This window comes from Rhodopirellula bahusiensis, assembly GCF_002727185.1.
GTDB classification, from domain to species: Bacteria; Planctomycetota; Planctomycetia; order Pirellulales; family Pirellulaceae; genus Rhodopirellula; species Rhodopirellula bahusiensis.
The window spans coordinates 14,965-31,352 of the sequence record NZ_NIZW01000027.1 but is presented as its reverse complement, the minus strand read 5'-3'; the positions used below and the strand labels follow the sequence as shown (position 1 = coordinate 31,352).

Below are 16,388 nucleotides of genomic sequence, written 5' to 3'. Positions count from 1 at the left end.
ATCAGGAGTCGATTTCGACGCGTTCGCCGTGCTCATCACGGCAATCCACTTCCAGGTGTTCCGGGAACAATCCTTCGCTGCCGAGAATTTGAACGGTCATGTTACCGCATTCTTCCATCTCGCTGACGGTTCGGCGTTTCTTGTTGTTCAAGAAAGCGGAAACCTCATCGTTGACGCGAACGGTGACTCGAACGATGTGTTTGTTCTTCACCGCCAACGCCAGCATGCGGACGACTTCGATTGACATGCTCTCGGGAGTCTTGACCAAACCGCGGCCTTCGCAGCAAGGACAGTCTTTGTAGATGCTGCGTTTGAGGCTGGGGCGAATCCGTTGGCGAGTCATTTCGATCAAGCCGAATGGGCTGGTCCGAAGAATCTTCGTGCGGGCACGATCGTTGGCCATCGCATCGCGAAGGACGCGTTCGACCTTGCGACGATAGCTTTCTTTTCGCATGTCGATGAAGTCGTTGACGATCACGCCGCCCAAGTCACGCAGGCGAAGTTGTCGAGCAATTTCTTTGGCAGCCGAAATGTTCAGACGGAACGCGTTCTCTTCCGCTGATGCGTTGCCGCGGAAGTTGCCGCTGTTGACGTCGATCGCCACCAAGGCTTCCGTCGGGTCGATCACAATGGACCCACCGTCGGGCAAAGCAACCTGGCGTTGGTTGATCTTCACGATCTCCTCTTCCAAGTTGTATTTGTGGAACAGAGGGCCGGGACCGTCGTAGTACTTCAAGCGATCGACCACGCGAGGCATGACCATCTTCAAGAAGTCGCGAGCCTTTTCGTAGGACTCCTTTTGATCGATCAGAATGTGATCGATGTCATCGCTGTAGATGTCGCGAATGGTGCGGATGATGAGATCGCTTTCCTCGTAGATCTCACCCGGTTCGCTGGTTTCTTCGACGCGGCGAACGATCGCTTTCCAGAGTCGCAACAAGTAATCCATGTCACGTTGCAGTTCGCCTTCGCTGCGTCCTGCACCTGCCGTGCGGACGATGAAGCCGAGGCCCTTGGGTGGGCTCAGCGACAGCAAGCATTTCTTCAGACGCTTCCGATCGTCTTCGTCTTCGATTTTTCGGCTGACACCAACACGCGAAAGTGCGGGCATGAGCACCAAGTAGCGTCCGGGGATCGAGATGTAGGTGCTGAGCGTGGGGCCTTTGTTTCCGATGCCTTCCTTGATGACTTGCACCAAGACTTCGTCGCCACGTTTGAAGATCTCTTGGATCGGCGGTTTGTTGCGAGGGCGTCCGCCTTTGAACACACGCGTGCTGCCACGTCCCGATTCGCGATTTCGTTGAGCAGCCGCTTCGGCCATCTCGTCCGATTCCCGCATGATTTCTTCGGGATCGTAACCGCCTTGGCGGAAGTATTGAGGCTCGATGTCGCTGATGTGCAAGAAGCCGTTGCGGCCCACACCAAAGTCGACAAACGCCGCTTGGATGCTGGGTTCGAGATTGACAATCTTGCCGCGATAAATGTTGCCGGAGTAATTCTCAACGCTCTTCCGTTCGACGTATAGCTCTTCGAGTCGATTGTTCTCGACCACAGCAATACGGCTTTCTTCGGGCTGAAGCACGTTGATCAGCATTTCACGTTTCATCTAAGTCACCTTTTCTTCGGTGTGAAGCCGGCTTGATGTGACTGCCAACAAGGACGGTCACATGGACGCCGACGTTACGAAAGTATGTGGGTGCTCCTGGTTCAGGAGCGTTTAATTCGGGTTGGGCCCTTTGAGTTCAACGCCGGTGCGAACGATTGTCGCGCCGCGTTCGGGCCAGTCGCTCAAGTCCAGCAAGTCGAGCACGTCCTGCATTTTCAGGGACGCTCCATCGGCCAGGACCATGTGAGCAAAAAGTTGGTTGTCTTGTAGTTCGATCTTGGGCAAGTGTTCTTTGACGATCGCGGTGACCGTCTTGCCTTTTCGATCGACGGAGACTGTTTCATTGTGTTGCAGTGCCGCGATGTTTTGATTGACTTGGTCTCGATTGGATTCGTCCCAATCATCCGGAAGCGACACGGTGTACTGGGTCGCGGCGATGCGAGCCTTCTTCACGCCTTCGGGGATCTTTTCGACCGAATGAATGGTGAGGCCAGGTTGCTCGTCTCCTCGAAGACGCTGCAGCAACTCGTCCGCTTCGAGATCCTCGCTCAGATCGATCTCCGCCACTTCATCGAGGCTTTCGATTCCCAGTGGCAATGCGGAGGGGAACGCGATTCGAGGCGTGGGATGAAAACCTTCGGTCATCGACAAGGGCAGGGCGACTCGGCGGGCGACTCGTTCGAACAGCAGGGCCAAATCGCGGTGGCTGATCCATCGGAGCAGACCCGTTTTCGCGAAACGAACGCGATAGCGAATCCGCAGCTGGTCGACGGGGTGCAGGTTGGGTGATTGCCGAGAAGGCCGCGTTCTCATTGCATCACCAATTCAGGTGCCAAGTCGGCCAAGCGATCCAGCAAGTACAAGTCAACGTCACGAGCGGCTTCCAATTTCATCACGCGTTCCGCGATCGCTTCGCATTGTTCGATCGATACGTTGCGGATGACTTTCTTGACGCGTGGCAAGGCCGAGGGTGGCACGCTGAGGTTGCGAACACCCATCCCAAGCAACAGCAACGCGCGGCCGGGGTTGCTGCTCATTTCACCGCAGACACTGACGGGCGTTTGGCTTTTCGCCGCCACATCGATGCTGTGTTGGATCAAACGAAGCACCGCAGGGTCGCTCGATTGATAAAGGTCCGCGACGTATTCGTTGCTGCGATCGACCGCCAATGTGTACTGGGCCAAATCGTTGGTGCCGATGCTGAAGAAGTCGACTTCGGTGGCGAAGTGTTCTAGCATCATGACCGCGGCGGGAACCTCGACCATCATTCCGACGGGCAGGTCGCTGCGATACGGCAGGCCGGATTCTTGCAAGTCTTCCGCGACAACGTTCAGCAGCATGCGGGCTTGCCGAAGTTCGTTGATCGTTGTGATCAATGGGAACATCACGCGAACGTCACCGTGGACGGCGGCTCGCAGGACGGCACGAAGTTGTGGCCGGAACACGTCAAGGTTGCGAAGGGACAGGCGAATGCTTCGCAGCCCTAGGAACGGATTGTTTTCACGGTGAGCCATGTTGCCACGACCCATTTTGTCCGCACCGAGGTCGAGCGTCCGGATGACCACCGGGCGACCGTCCATCTTTTGGACAACTTCGGAGTAAGCCTGGTAGTGGTCCTCTTCAGATGGTTCGTCGTCGGACGACAGGTACAGGAATTCGGTGCGGTAAAGCCCGATCCCGTCTGCGCCACGATCGAGGCAGGCGGTGGTTTCGTGCGGGAATTCAATGTTGGCATTGAGTTGAATGCGAACGCCGTCGGTGGTTTCGGCCGGCAGTTGGCTGAGTTCCGCCAATCGCACTGCGAGAGACCGACGGTACTCGGCTCGCTCGCGATAGTGATCCAGGACGTCGTCTTCGGGGTCGACAATCAGTTTGCCGCGGTCGCCGTCGACGATGACGCAGTTTGAACCAGCGATCTGATGCAGGAAATCACCAATGCCAACAACGGCGGGGATCTCAAGGCCTTTCGCGACGATGGCGGTGTGGCCGCCGGGGCCGCCCGTTTCTGTGCAGAAACCTTTGACGAAACGACGGTCCAGGTTGGCGGTTTCGCTGGGGGTCAGCATGTGCGAAAGCACGATGACCGGTTCGCTCAGATCCGAAAGTGGTTGACGAGTGACAGCACCGAGCTGCATCAGCAATTGTCGCTCGATGTCCAGCACATCTTGAGCGCGATCAGCCAGCAGCGGATTGTCGAGCCGGCGAAGAGCCGAGGCGTAGTTGTGCAGCACGCCGCTGACAGCAAAGGCGGCCGACTGGCGATCTTCACCGATCCGTCGTTGCAATTCGGAGTGCAGTCGCGGGTCATGCAGCATCTGCAATTGCGCCGCGAAAATGTCGCCGGTGGAGCGTCCCGCATTCGCGGTGGTTTCCAGTCGGCTGTGCTCCAGGTGAGCGCTGACCAGATCAACCGCGGTGTGCAGACGCGCGAACTCATCCTCGACGTCAGCCGCCGGGACGATGCAACGCGGGATGCGGTATCCGTCGGCGTCCAGCACCAAGGCTGGGCCGATGGCGACACCCGGTGAAACGGGAATGCCTTGCAGTTCAAGCATCATGCTTCGATGCCGATGAACTCGATCCGATTGATTTCTTCTTGCGTGTTTAGAAGTCCATTTGCGCGAGGCACAAACAAAACTTTCCAACCGAGAACCTTGCCAGCCAACTCTGTTTTTGGTTCAGCCTGTGGCGGTTTCAGCACCACCCGCATGGATTGCTGGGCCGTGAAAAGTGATTGCCAGTGACTGTTTCCGCAGAGCCCATTTTGATTTGGCAGCCAGTTTAAAACGGCTGGGGCGAGGCGGTACCGAAAGGGAGCATCATGCCCGTCAAGTCTGGCGAGTGATGGTTGGTTTCGGCGGGTCGCTTCCTGGGAAGCGGTGGTGTTGGTTGGGAGAACGGCTTTCTAAACGCGAACCGGCACCACCGGGCAATGGGAAAAAAGGATCGGGAAAATCGACATTTGGATCTCTCTACGAGGGTGATTGGTCAGGAGCATCGCTGGTGCCGCCGGCCGAGCAGGCAGGCGAACCAGAGGTCTCATCAAGTTCGTGAAAGCCGAGGTCAAACAGTTGGCCGACGGCTTCGAGGGCTTGTTCAGCGTCTTGCCCTTGGGCGGAAACCGTCAGTTCGGTTCCCTCGGTGGCTCCGAGTGTCAAAAGCGACAAGATGCTCCGGCAGTCCACCTTTTCAGATCCCTTTTGCAGGAAGATCTGAGATTGGAATTCCGATGCGCAACGAACCAGCAAATCGGCTGGCCGGGCATGCAAACCTTGGCGATTGAGGACACGAACCGGTCGTTCGTGTGTGGAGGCGCTCATGCGATCACCGCGGGGCGGGTGACAGTGGAATCAACATTGTGAGAAACAGCAGGACGGAGCACAGGGCCGCTATCGAGCGAGTCTGGCTGGGGTTTGCCTTGATGTTCGTTCATGTTGAAGGATTGGTTCAGCAGAAAAACGTTCAACCGGCAGCAAACTGGTTGTCGTCGGCTTCTTGCAGCAATTGTTGGATGTCGTCAGCAGTCTTGCTCTGTTTGAGGAAGCGACAGAACGACTCGTCACGCAATTGACGCGAAATGTTCTCGAGAGCACGCAGGTGATCGCCGGGGCGTTCGGGCGGGCTGATCAAGAGGAAGAACAACTGAACGCGTTCGCCGTCGAGCGAGTCGAAGTCGACTCCTTGCTCGCTGACGCCCACCGTGCCAACCAATTGTTGAACGCTGGGGTGCTTGGTGTGAGGGACGGCGACTCCGCGGCCAATGCCGGTGCTGCCGAGTTCTTCCCGTTTCATGATCGCGGCGACGATGTCGTCACGCTGGTCAGCGGAAATTTCGCCGGCATCGAGGAGTGACTGAACCAGCTCGTCGATCACCGCTTCTTTGGTCGTGGCGGTCAATTCGGCGCGGATGGCGCCGGTCTTAACAAAGTCGGAAAACTTCATGGAACAAATTGTCTGAAATGCGAATGAATGGAAGCGTTTAGATGAAAAGCCGGCACGGATTCGCAACGAGGACGGGCCGAGGGCTCATTCGTCGTTGGTGTCGACGCTTTCGATGTGTTTGTGGGCGGTGGCGCGATGTTCGGTCTTTTTCTCTTTCAGCTTCCGCAATTGCTGTTCAGCTTTTGGGATGGCGGCGTCCAGGGCAGCGATGACGGTGGTCGCCTCAGCGTGCGCAATCAAGTCATCGGAATGCTCGACGGAGATTCGAAATTCGACGTGAGGTTTGTCGAGGTTCTCGAGGTCGATTGTGACGTCGATCGCATTCACTCGATCGTAAAGACGTCGCAGTTTGAGGGCCTTTTCTTCGACCAATGCTTGGTCGCCGGGTTGCAATGCCCCGTGACGGGCGGAAACGTTCACCTGCATGCTCAACCTCTTGCTGTTTACTATTTGAGATTCGTGCGACCGAACCGGAAGGCCAATGTTAGCCGTGTCGGGCCCGTCGTCCACAAAACCAAGCGTAGCCGACTTTGTCGCACGCGAACAGCGATCCTTTTGGGCAATTTTTCACATTGCTCGCCGCTTTAGACGCTAGCCCCGTGACAAAACGTTGGTGAATGGATACGCTTCGCAGTTCGTCCATTGGTTTTTGATTGTCCACCCTCCAACCCCCACAGCTCTGATTTATGGCTCGAAAGGTCATCAGCCGTCAGGAAAAAGCTGCCGAAGCAGAAGCCGCTGAAAAGTTGGCCGCTGAGGCCAAGCGAAAAAAAGCGTCCAGCCGGAAAACTAAAAAGGCGGCCGCTGATGTTCGCTTGCGGCTTTATTGGGGTGTCTTCAGTCAGAACTTGAAACGGGTTGCCGTTTTCGAGTTCGACCAAAAGGACGAAGCGCTCAAACGCTCCGAAGAACTGAGCAAGGGAGGCAAAGCGCCTCACTTCGTTCAGAAGGTCAAGGAAGAAATTAAAGTCGAGTAAGGCTGAGCGTTTGAACGTGCCGGTTTCTCCATCTTCTGCCGGCCCGTCGGCATCAAGCAGCTATCGCTTTCCCGCCGAATGGGAGCCATGCGCAGCTGTTTGGTTGGCTTGGCCGCACAATCGAGGTACCTGGCCGGGCCACTTTGAGTCGGTGCCGGCAGCTTTCGCTCGGTTTGTCCTCGCCATCCACGAGTCCACGCCTTTGCGCATTCTCGCGGCAGGTTCAGTCGCGGAGGATTGTCGCGAACATCTGAAACGCGTTGGGTTGGTGGAAAGCGATTCGCTGCAAATCGTCGATATTCCGACCAATGATTGCTGGATCCGAGATTACGGGCCGACGTTTGTTTTCGGCTCGGACGGACAACGCGTGGCGATCAATTGGCATTTCAATGCTTGGGGCGGAAAGTATGAGCCCTTTGATTCCGATGCGGCCGCCGGTGCGAAAATCGCGAAAATCGCGGGTTTGAAGTGCCTCGATGGCACTTTGACACTGGAAGGTGGGGCCTTGGAAACCGATGGGGCAGGGCGGTTGTTGGTGAACCCGGGCTGCTTGATGGATCCCGCTCGCAATCCCGGGCTTTCGCAAGAGCAGATTTCTCAGCGGCTGAATCAGTGCCTCGGTGTGGAGGAAATCGTTTGGATCGACGGCGGGGCTCCCGCGGGCGACGACACAGACGGACACATCGATCAGATCGCACGATTCTTGGACGCTGAGAACGTGGTTTGTGCGGTGGCAGGCTCCGAGGAAGACGAGAACTACCCAGGGCTGGAGGCCAATTTTCGTCAGTTGCGATTGTGGTCGAGGCAAACGGAGCCGGCTGTTTCAGTTCATCGATTGCCGACCCCGCCACCTCGGCAGGTGGATGGTGCCGCTGTGCCGCAGAGCTACTGCAATTTTTTGCGGCTGGGGCCTGATCGCATGCTGGTGCCAACCTTTCGTTCGCCGGTCAGCGATGAGCGGGCCTTGGCGTTGCTGCGTGAGTTGTGCCCGGGCGTCGAAATCGTCGGAGTGGATTGTTTCGACATTGCTTGGGGGTTGGGAGCGTTGCACTGTGCCAGTTGCCACGAGCCAGCCGCGATTTGATTGCATCGTGGTGAGTCGGCGGCAATGTTTGCTGGGTGACTCGAAACGTTGCCGGAGGCCGCATTCGGTTCACTGGGGCTTGGATTTCGGTTCGAAACCCTCGAAATCGGGCTGGGGACGTTGATTCACCCTTGGGCGAAAATCGTCCGAACGTTATACCTAGCGGCTTGACAATCCGACGGATCGTCCATTGATGACGCGCTTGCCGCGATGCCTCGTCGCCCCATTGCAAAATTGCTCGAGAAAAATCGGGTACCAGAGGGACACTCTTGTAGAGAAGAGGGTGTCGTTGCTGGGGTGCGAAGCCCGATCAATCGATGTCGGTCGGCCCACGAACCGGTTTCCTGCACGCAGGCAGAGTCCACGCCGCGATTGAAGCCAGTTCAGATCATTGCACACTTTTTGTCGACGCCTAGCTAACGCATTCCGAGCCTTTTTCGACTGGCTCCTTCGATTCGCTGGTTGGCGTCGCATTGGAAACCACATGCCAGACAATTGGAATATCCTCGCGAGTTTGTTGGGGACACCCAAACCGCCAGATCGTCCCGCAGTCAAAGAAGAGCCTGCAAAACCTGCTGCTGAGCCAGAGCCCGTTGCGGAGACCGCTGAATCGAAAGATGCGGAACCCGACGCAGTCGCTCCTGAACCCAAAGAAACCTCGGAGCCGTCCGCGAAGAAAGTGTCTGCTTTCTCGGAACCGGATGAAGGTGCCGACGACGTGCTGCAAGCTTTGGCAGCCGTTAAGCCACCGCCGAAGTTGCCAGGTTTTGGAATCTCGGATGACGACGCCGATGAAAGTGGCGACGAATCCGACGATACGCCATCGGGTTTTGGTGCCGCCGAATCGAAGATTTCAAAGCGAGAGACGCAGCTGAAATCGGGCGGGGACGAATCGCCCGGTTCCAAACGCGATCGTAAACATCGTGGCGATCCCGATTTGGGAGAACCGCCTCGCAAGAGCAGCAGCGGCGGTGGATTCGCGAGCGGCTTGCTCGGCAACGATGACTCGGGTACTGAAGAAGCTTCCGAGGTGGAAGCGTTCGATGACGAGTCCGATCTGATTGCTGCCGATACCGGTGATATCGTCGGCTGGGATGCCGATTCGGTTGACGAAGACGACAAGCCTGCCGCCGCAAAGCCTGACCGCGAAAGAAATGGTCGTGGCCGTGGCGGACGCAGTCGGCGTGGTCGTGAATCAGAAGACTCGCAAGATGAGTCCTCGGAAGAGAAGGCTTCTGAGCCTCAGTCACGTAGCGGTCGTGGTGGCCGTCGCGGGCAACGACAAAAAATGTCTGATTCAGACGTCGTCGTGAAAAGCCGGTCGGAGACGCCTCGCGGTGATCGCGAAAAATCCGATTCCGACGCATCCGAAACTCGCGGGCGTCGTCGACGTCGCGGCGGGCGACGCAGTGAGCGATCGGATTCAGATCGTGGTTCAGAAGAACGTCCCAAGGCGGATCGTTCAGACTCGGATCGCTCCAGCAGCGAACGTTCAAAACCCGGTCGCGGCGATAAAAGTCGCTCCGGCGGACGTGAGGAAACTCGCAGCAAGTCTTGGGATGATTCAGACCTGGAATCGGATGACGATTCCTTCGCAGCGGATTTGTTCGTTGATGACGGATCGGTCGATGAGCCATCTTCGGATCGCGACTCGAAACGTTCACGCGAAGATTCAGATGATGACGAGCCTCGTGCGGGCCGACGACGTTCGCGTCGTGGTGGTCGACGACGTGGCGGACGCGGACGAGAAGAACGCGATTCTTCTGACGTGAAGGCTCGCAGTGGCCGCGGTTCGGAATCGCCAAAAGATGATGACTCGATTGACGACGAGTTGCCGCGATTTGCATTCGCCGACGATGACGATTCGGTTGATTTGGAAAGCAATGATTCCGAGGGTGAAAACGAAACTCGGTCTCGAGGTCGTTCGCGATCTCGCGGTGGCCGCAATCGTGACCGGGACAATGACCGAGAACGCTCGGGCGGTTCCACACGAGACGGCGGTTCAGAGCGTTCGAGCAACTCAGAACGATCCAGCGGTTCAGGCCGTGATGGCGAGCGATCGTCGTCACGCGGACGTCGCGGTGAACGAAAGGATTCTCGCAAAAAGGATCCTGACATTCCAACTTGGGATGAAATCGTCAATCAGATTGTCGACAGCAATTTGAAAGGCCGCAAAAGTCAGCCTTCTCGCGGAGGCCGCGGCCAAAGCGGCGGTGGCAACTCTCGCGGTCGTCGTCGTTGATCATGAACGCGGTGTTCGTCACTGCGGTTCTGACTCAATCGTAAAACCATCTCAAACAATCCATACAAATCAAATTAGGAATCACCATGTTTAAAAACTTCTGTCCTTCCGCGCTTGGTATCAACGGTCGTCAAAGCGAGTTGATCGAATTGGCCCTGACGTATGCCTTCCGTGGCATGGATGTCGACATGCACGACATGCTTCGTCGTTCGCAACGGACCACTTTCGAAGACGCCTCGAAGTACTTGAAGGCTTCGGAAATCAAAATCGGTTCGTTCCAATTGGCGATCGATTTGGATTCCGATGACGACACCTTCACCGCAGCGGTTGCTCAACTGCACCCGCTTGGCGAAATCGCTCAACAGCTCGGTGCGGAACGTGCCTTGATTCGCGTCCCCGCCGCAACGAATCGCCTGCCGTTCAATGAGTTCTTTGACGTCCAACGCAACCGTTTGGGGCAAATCGCGGATGTCTTGGGACAACGCGAAATCAAGCTTGGCATTGGCTTCCGTGCCGGTGCTGAATTGTTGGAAGGAAAAGAGTTCACCTTCGTCAACAACGTCGAGACTTTCCGTGCTTTGGTTGACGCAGTGCCAAACGAAAACGTTGGCTACGTGATCGACACATGGGACTGGGTCGTTGGCGACGGTGCCATGGATCAGCTCAGTGAGATCTCGGGTGAGAAGATCGTTGCACTGCGTCTTGGTTCCGTTCCTGAAGAAGCTGACTTGGCGACTGTGAAGTCGACCGATCGTTTGCTTCCTGAAATGAATGGTGTGACTTTGGATCACGTGAAGGTGGTCGGCCACCTGAACGAGACCAACTTCAGCGGTCCAATGAGCCCGACTGCTTCGACTTCGCAGTACAAAGGTCAGACTCGCGAATTCTTGGTTCAAAAATCCCAGGAAGCGATCGATGGCATTTGCAAGGAAGCCGGCATGACCGTGGCTCCATTGCCAATGGATCTGATTGAAGACATTCCTTACGAACCGACCCCTATGTGATCCAGCTGGAGATCTTCCATCATGAGTCAACCCGAAGACGACTTGCTCGGCCAACTTGGTGGCATGGACGGAGTCCGTCGTGTTGTCGACGAGATGTATGTCCGTGTTCTCGCGGACCCCGAGTTGACTCATTTTTTTGATGGGGTCCCCATTGAGAAATTGGCTCGGATGCAGACCGAGTTCATTGCGTCGATCACTTCAGGTGATATCCAATACACCGGTGCGGACCTGACGAAGGTCCATGCCGGGCGTGGAATCACCGGAGCCCATTTCTCTAAATTCTGCGGGCACTTGACGGATGCGTTGGAAGCAAACAACGTCTCCTCTCACGCCATCGATCAGGTGCTCGGGAAATTGGCGATGTACAGCGATAAAGTCACCGGTTCGACCAACGTCGACGGTTGATCGCTTCCGCCAGTTCGATAGTTCTTATTTTTAGCTGTTCCAGGCTACTTCCCCTTGTTGGATTCACCGACACTTGGAGTCGATCCTTGGCGTGAACATCCGACTGGGATTGTTCTTGTTCCGCACATACTTTGGTTTTGACCTCCATGACTGCCACTCGTCGTCGCCCCGTTGTTTTGATCGTCCGTGATGGTTGGGGGCAGAACCCCGATCCAAAGTGGAACGAATGCAACGCCGTTCATTTGGCCAACACTCCGGTCGATGAAAAACTGACCCAGGAATATCCCAGTGTTCTGATCCACACTTCTGGCGAAGACGTTGGCTTGCCCGCTGGCGTGATGGGGAACAGTGAAGTCGGTCACCAAAACATTGGTGCCGGCAGAATCGTTGACCAAGAAGTCATGCGGATCACGCGGGCGATTCGGGACGAGTCTTTCTTCAGTAATCCGGTCGTCACTGGCGCCATTGAACATGTGAAGAAGAACGGTGGTCGACTGCACTTGTTGGGACTGATGTCAGACGGCCGAGTGCACAGCGATCTGCAGCATGGAATCGCCGTGATCGATTTGGCCAAGCGAAATGGTTTGACTGGTGATCAGCTTGCGATTCACGCGATCACCGACGGTCGCGACACCTCACCGCGTGGCGGGCTGAAATTTGTCTCTCAACTGACTGATCACTGCGCCGCATCCGGTGTCGGCGTTGTCGCTTCCGTGATCGGGCGTTTCTATGCGATGGATCGTGACCTGCGTTGGGAACGAGTCGAGGCGTCTTACAATTTGATGACTCAAGGCAAGGGGCAAACCTTCCCGAGTGCCAGCGCCGCGATCGAGAGTTATTACGCCAATCCAACCGAAAGCAGTCGGGACGGCGACGAGTTCATCACGGCATCGTCCATCGTTCCCGAGGGTGGATCGCCGATCACGGTCCAGCCCGGCGACGCGGTTTTGTTCATGAACTACCGCGGCGACCGAACGCGAGAAATCACGAAAGCGTTCACGTTTGATGACGCGGCATGGAAAGACATTCCGGGCGGCGGATTCGATCGTGGCGAAAAGATCGACAACCTGTATTTCGCGACGATGACGGGTTACGAAACTGGCCTGCCCGTCGAAGTGATTTTTGTGAAGCCAGCCAAGATGCCGAACATCTTGGGTGAATACGTGGCTTCCAAAGGACTGCATCAATTCCGTTGTGCGGAAACCGAGAAGTACCCGCACGTCACGTTCTTCTTCAACGACTATCGAGACGATCCGTTCGCTGAAGAAGAATGGGGCATGGCACAATCGCCTCGTGATGTATCCACCTACGATCAAAAGCCGGAGATGTCCGCCGAAGGCATCACGGAAAAGGTGCTCGAGCAAATTGAGTCGGGAGCCTGTGACATGATCATCGTCAACTACGCCAATGGAGACATGGTTGGTCACACGGGCGTGTTGAATGCCGCGATCGAAGCGGTTGAAAAGGTCGATGCTTGCGTCGGTCGCGTTGTTGACGCGACTTTGGCCGCGGGCGGATCATTGGTTGTTACCGCTGATCACGGCAACTGCGAGCAGATGATTGATCCAGAAACTGGTGGTCCTCACACGGCACACACGACCTATCAGGTCCCGTTGATCGTGGTGGATCCTGAGTTCGTTGGTAAACCGTTGCGTGAAGGCGGTCGATTAGCCGACATCGCCCCCACTGTTTTGGCATTGATGGGACTGGAAGTGCCACCTGAAATGACGGGACGTCCTCTGATGGAAACTCAGAACGCCTGATGTCGTCTGCCCCGCGGGAAGGTTGGACCGTAGGGAACCGAACCGTCGCGATCATTGCTGCCGCGCTGTTGCTGGTGGGCTTGATGGCGACGTTCTCACGCATTGTCGTGGACTATCAAACGCCCGGCCCATTTGATCCCGAGCATCAAGGGCTCTGCGATTTTCACAACGGGATTTACTATCCCACGCGAGCGGTGTTGGCGGGTGAAAGTCCTTACAGCGACGCCTATGCCGCCAAGTATCCGGTCGCGAGGCAGATTCCGTTCTTCTCGCCAGTGATTTTGTTGATGCATGCACCGCTGGCGGTGCTGCCGCTGCATGTTGGCGAAGCGTTGAATGTGATTCTGCAGCTGTTTCTGCTGGCGGCAATCGCAATTCTGGTGGCTCGCGAAGCTGGTTACGCGAAACGCTGGGATGCCGTTCTCTGCATCGCGATGGCGATGGTTTACAGCCGTGGTGGTCACATCACGTTGTTCAATGGTTACTTCACTTTTCAATTGGTGTTGGCGACGTTCCTTTCAGTGGTCTGGGCAGATCGCAGGCCCGTTCGGGCAGCATTCGCACTGTTGGTCGTCTCGGCAAAGCCGACCTACATCTTGCCGCTTGGGTTTCTCATGCTTGCTCGCGGCAATTGGCGAGCGTTGATCATCGGTGCCGTGCTCAGTATCGCTGGTGCTGCGTTGCCGCTGGCTTGGATTGCACACCACGAAGGTGACGGCGACATCGCCGCTGGTGTTTCGATCCTACAGCAGCAGATTGTCGACACGCAGGAGGTTCACCGATCGATGGACGATGAGTCGCCGGTGTATTCTTGGACGCGTCTTGATCTGTTTGCGATCATTGCGAAATGGCGAGGGGAAGACCCTGGGGATTTGCCACACATTCTGGCGATGGCGGCGTTGTTGATTGTCCCGATGTGGGTCTTATTTGTGCGAGCCAAACGCGGTGAGGACGATGGGATTGCTGGCGTGACCGGCGGCGTTTTGCTGACCGCGTTGTTGGTCAGTTTGTACCATCAGTCCTACGACTCGCTGCTGATGATTGCTCCTGTTGCCGGGGCTTGGATGGCGAGGCTGGACGGTTGGGCGAGTGTCTCGCCCAAACTTCGTTGGGTTTTGTGTGCCTTGATGGCGTTTCCGGCACTCAATTATTTATCAACGCGAACGTTCCTGCTGCGTTTTGATTTGCCGGAAGTTGTGGTGCGGATCTTCACCAGCCTCAATGGGATTTGCTTGGCGATTTCGTTGGTGATCCTGTGTTGGATCGCGTATCGAAAACAAGCCGACGAAAAGAATCAGGTCAGCGGAAGCGTCGAGTGAGCTAGATTGGGACGGAACTTTGTAGGATCGCGTTCGTCCAAAGTTTGTTCAATGAACATCCCCCATTGTTGAGGTTCCCTCAAATGCTCGACCGATTTCTTCCGTGCGTTCACACGCGTTTTGCTCCGCTTGTTCTCGCCGCGGCTCTGGCTGCATTGTTTTCCGCGATGGACGCCAAAGAAGTGGTTGCACAGCAGCAGGCTGCCGCTATTCCAACTGGTCCGATCAAGGATGTTTCTTTTCAGGCGTTGTGGTTGATCGAATCCGACGACGCGAACCGGATCGAATATGCGGGGCCCGCACGCGAGGCATTGTCGACGGTCGGATTTGGCCGATTGGTTCCTGCGGGCAGCGCGATGGCATCCGTCACGGTTGGATTGGACGCTCGTGTGGACGGTGGCTCGCGCTACGGGCAATTGCAGTGCCAGGTCCGGTTTCTGAACACGACGGAGTCGGGTGAAGTTCAGGCTCAGGTTGAGTTCCGGACGCAGCCACAATCGGGAATGACCATCGCGACCACCGTCAGAGCACCGGTTGGAAAGTGGTTCCTAGTTGGGGCGGCTGACTCACGAACGGGACTGCCCACTCACGCTGATGATGGCAAGCGAGCGGTGATGATCATGAAAGTGACCAAGGATGTGATCACCCTGGAGTAGTCGTGAATCAAGTGATGTTTAAAAGCTCGGAACGGGCTCATTTGGCGTCGTCTCTACTTCCTCTGTTTCGAGATTTCGAGTTGGTTCTTCGCTTGCTTGGGGTTCGCCAGTTGGTCCATCCAGTTCGGATGTTGGCTGTTCCACGCGTTCGTTTGGATTCTCGGGGGCATCGGCCGAGTCCGCACTGGCGGGAATCAGTTTCATCGCAGCCTCGAATTGTGCGATTGCATCTCTCGCTTCAGTGATCGCAGACTCAGCCTTTTGGCGCTCGAGTTGTGTGGACTTGGAGTTGGCAGAGGGATTTGATTGCTGCTGCTCGATGAGGGTGGCCAGTTCGAATTCAGCCGCTTTCAAATTGCGAGCCAAGCCACGCTGGATCGATTGAAGTTGCAGTTTCAGCAGCGCGGTTTGCTTTTGGGCGGTTGTGTAGTCGAGGGTTGCCTTTCGCAATTCAGAGGCAGGAAGCGCGCCCTGTTCATGCAGGCGAGTGTAGTCATTGAGGCGTTCTTTGTTTGACTGCTCGAGGAGTGCCGCGTCGTTCGCTTTCAAGGCAGACTCGAAAGCTTCCATGAGTTTTCCGGGGTAGGATGGAGGAGCGGATTTGGACGCTGGTGTTTGTGGCGAACGAGTCGGGGGCCGGTTGGGGCTCGGTTGCCATGAGTTGTTTGAACGAGAGGTGTTGGCTTGCGGGGTTGGGGAGTAGGGCTCTGAATAGCCTCTAGGAAGCAAGTCCGGACCGATCGAGTCGGTGCCAAAATACGGTGAGACGGGGCCATACGGAGTGGTTGGTGGTGTGTAGTTCCAATCCAGTGGATCGCTGCGGCCGAGCAGTTGATCGATTCGTCGCTGAATGATTTTGTCTTGGTTTTCAGCGCGTTGCTGATGGATATCCTTGAGCGATTGGAGGCGCTTTTCAATTGCTGCGATCTCCGAGCCTTGCTGTTCATGCATCCGCTTGAATTCCGATTCCAGTTCGTTCCGCAATTCAGCCAGCTTGGCGTCCACCTCGTTGCTGTTTTCGTTGTTGGTTGTTGATCCCCGCAGTTCATTGACCAGTTGCTTGATTCTTTCGTTGTGTTTGGAATTCCCCTTGGTCATCACAAGGCCTGTGGCTCGGACAGGAACTCTCGCGGTTCTCATGTCGGTTCTGATGGAGATGTTTCCGTATTGGTCAGTGGAATGAACCGTGACGGGGACCTCGGCTTCTTGGAATCCATCGTTTGGGACCAGTGAATTCCCCTTGTTGACCGGCAGCGCCATGTTGGTTTTGCGATTGAATCTTGTTTGCGATTGCTGAACGTAGGTGGGGTATGGCGGAGTTGAAAAGCCATTCCGTGAGTTGGGGTCACTTGTCATTTGCGCACGCGACTCCTGGTACGGTAGGTTGTTC

The 16,388-nt window shown here is 56.2% G+C and carries 15 protein-coding genes; 8 read left to right on the top strand and 7 right to left on the bottom strand.

The genetic code is table 11. The features are described from left to right. Nucleotide 1: 1 nt before the first annotated feature. The 6 genes from CEE69_RS26010 to hpf form a co-directional block, all read right to left on the bottom strand. The gene (locus CEE69_RS26010) at nt 2–1,606 is read right to left on the bottom strand and encodes an Rne/Rng family ribonuclease (RefSeq protein WP_099263511.1); all 1,605 of its coding nucleotides are present in this window, start codon (nt 1,604–1,606) and stop codon (nt 2–4) included. A 111-nt stretch (nt 1,607–1,717) separates the two neighbouring features. Beyond that, nucleotides 1,718–2,419 (bottom strand): TIGR03936 family radical SAM-associated protein, encoded by a 702-nt coding sequence (locus CEE69_RS26005; RefSeq protein WP_099263510.1) that lies wholly within the window; start codon nt 2,417–2,419, stop codon nt 1,718–1,720. Then, on the bottom strand, nt 2,416–4,161 hold the full coding sequence (gene ptsP / locus CEE69_RS26000; protein ID WP_233215659.1) for a phosphoenolpyruvate--protein phosphotransferase: 1,746 nt from the start codon (nt 4,159–4,161) through the stop codon (nt 2,416–2,418). The genes CEE69_RS26005 and ptsP overlap by 4 nt, the downstream gene beginning before the upstream one ends. A 417-nt stretch (nt 4,162–4,578) precedes the next feature. Then, the gene (locus CEE69_RS25995; protein WP_099263508.1) at nt 4,579–4,926 is read right to left on the bottom strand and encodes an HPr family phosphocarrier protein; all 348 of its coding nucleotides are present in this window, start codon (nt 4,924–4,926) and stop codon (nt 4,579–4,581) included. Between the two features lie 142 nt (nt 4,927–5,068). Beyond that, the gene (locus CEE69_RS25990; RefSeq protein WP_007328918.1) at nt 5,069–5,548 is read right to left on the bottom strand and encodes a PTS sugar transporter subunit IIA; all 480 of its coding nucleotides are present in this window, start codon (nt 5,546–5,548) and stop codon (nt 5,069–5,071) included. 84 nt (nt 5,549–5,632) lie between these two features. Next, complete coding sequence (gene hpf / locus CEE69_RS25985) at nt 5,633–5,974, bottom strand: ribosome hibernation-promoting factor, HPF/YfiA family (RefSeq protein ID WP_099263507.1); 342 nt, start codon at nt 5,972–5,974, stop codon at nt 5,633–5,635. 260 nt (nt 5,975–6,234) lie between these two features. Here hpf and CEE69_RS25980 point away from each other — a divergent pair, with 260 nt between their 5' ends. The 8 genes from CEE69_RS25980 (at nt 6,235) to CEE69_RS25940 (ending at nt 14,998) form a co-directional block, all read left to right on the top strand. Then, nucleotides 6,235–6,525: a hypothetical protein gene (locus CEE69_RS25980; RefSeq protein WP_007328915.1), complete on the top strand. Its 291-nt coding sequence runs from the start codon at nt 6,235–6,237 to the stop codon at nt 6,523–6,525. Between the two features lie 103 nt (nt 6,526–6,628). After that, a complete protein-coding gene (locus tag CEE69_RS25975) occupies nt 6,629–7,609 on the top strand; it encodes an agmatine deiminase family protein (RefSeq protein WP_233215658.1) in 981 nt (326 codons plus the stop codon). 484 nt (nt 7,610–8,093) lie between these two features. Then, complete coding sequence (locus tag CEE69_RS25965) at nt 8,094–9,851, top strand: hypothetical protein (RefSeq protein WP_099263505.1); 1,758 nt, start codon at nt 8,094–8,096, stop codon at nt 9,849–9,851. Nucleotides 9,852–9,937: 86 nt separating this feature from the next. Continuing rightward, nucleotides 9,938–10,855, top strand: a complete 918-nt coding sequence (locus CEE69_RS25960) for a sugar phosphate isomerase/epimerase family protein (RefSeq protein WP_099263504.1) — start codon at nt 9,938–9,940, stop codon at nt 10,853–10,855. A gap of 21 nt (nt 10,856–10,876) precedes the next feature. Next, nucleotides 10,877–11,260 (top strand): group I truncated hemoglobin, encoded by a 384-nt coding sequence (locus tag CEE69_RS25955; protein WP_199169952.1) that lies wholly within the window; start codon nt 10,877–10,879, stop codon nt 11,258–11,260. Nucleotides 11,261–11,391: 131 nt separating this feature from the next. Beyond that, nucleotides 11,392–13,023 (top strand): 2,3-bisphosphoglycerate-independent phosphoglycerate mutase, encoded by a 1,632-nt coding sequence (gene gpmI, locus CEE69_RS25950; RefSeq protein WP_099263503.1) that lies wholly within the window; start codon nt 11,392–11,394, stop codon nt 13,021–13,023. Beyond that, nucleotides 13,023–14,342 (top strand): glycosyltransferase family 87 protein, encoded by a 1,320-nt coding sequence (locus CEE69_RS25945; RefSeq protein ID WP_099263502.1) that lies wholly within the window; start codon nt 13,023–13,025, stop codon nt 14,340–14,342. Before gpmI ends, CEE69_RS25945 begins: the two co-directional genes overlap by 1 nt. Before the next feature lie 83 nt (nt 14,343–14,425). Then, on the top strand, nt 14,426–14,998 hold the full coding sequence (locus tag CEE69_RS25940) for a hypothetical protein (RefSeq protein WP_099263501.1): 573 nt from the start codon (nt 14,426–14,428) through the stop codon (nt 14,996–14,998). An 18-nt stretch (nt 14,999–15,016) separates the two neighbouring features. On the opposite strand, the gene CEE69_RS25935 is transcribed toward CEE69_RS25940, so the two are convergent. Next, the gene (locus CEE69_RS25935; protein WP_233215649.1) at nt 15,017–16,354 is read right to left on the bottom strand and encodes a hypothetical protein; all 1,338 of its coding nucleotides are present in this window, start codon (nt 16,352–16,354) and stop codon (nt 15,017–15,019) included. Between the last annotated feature and the right edge of the window lie 34 nt (nt 16,355–16,388).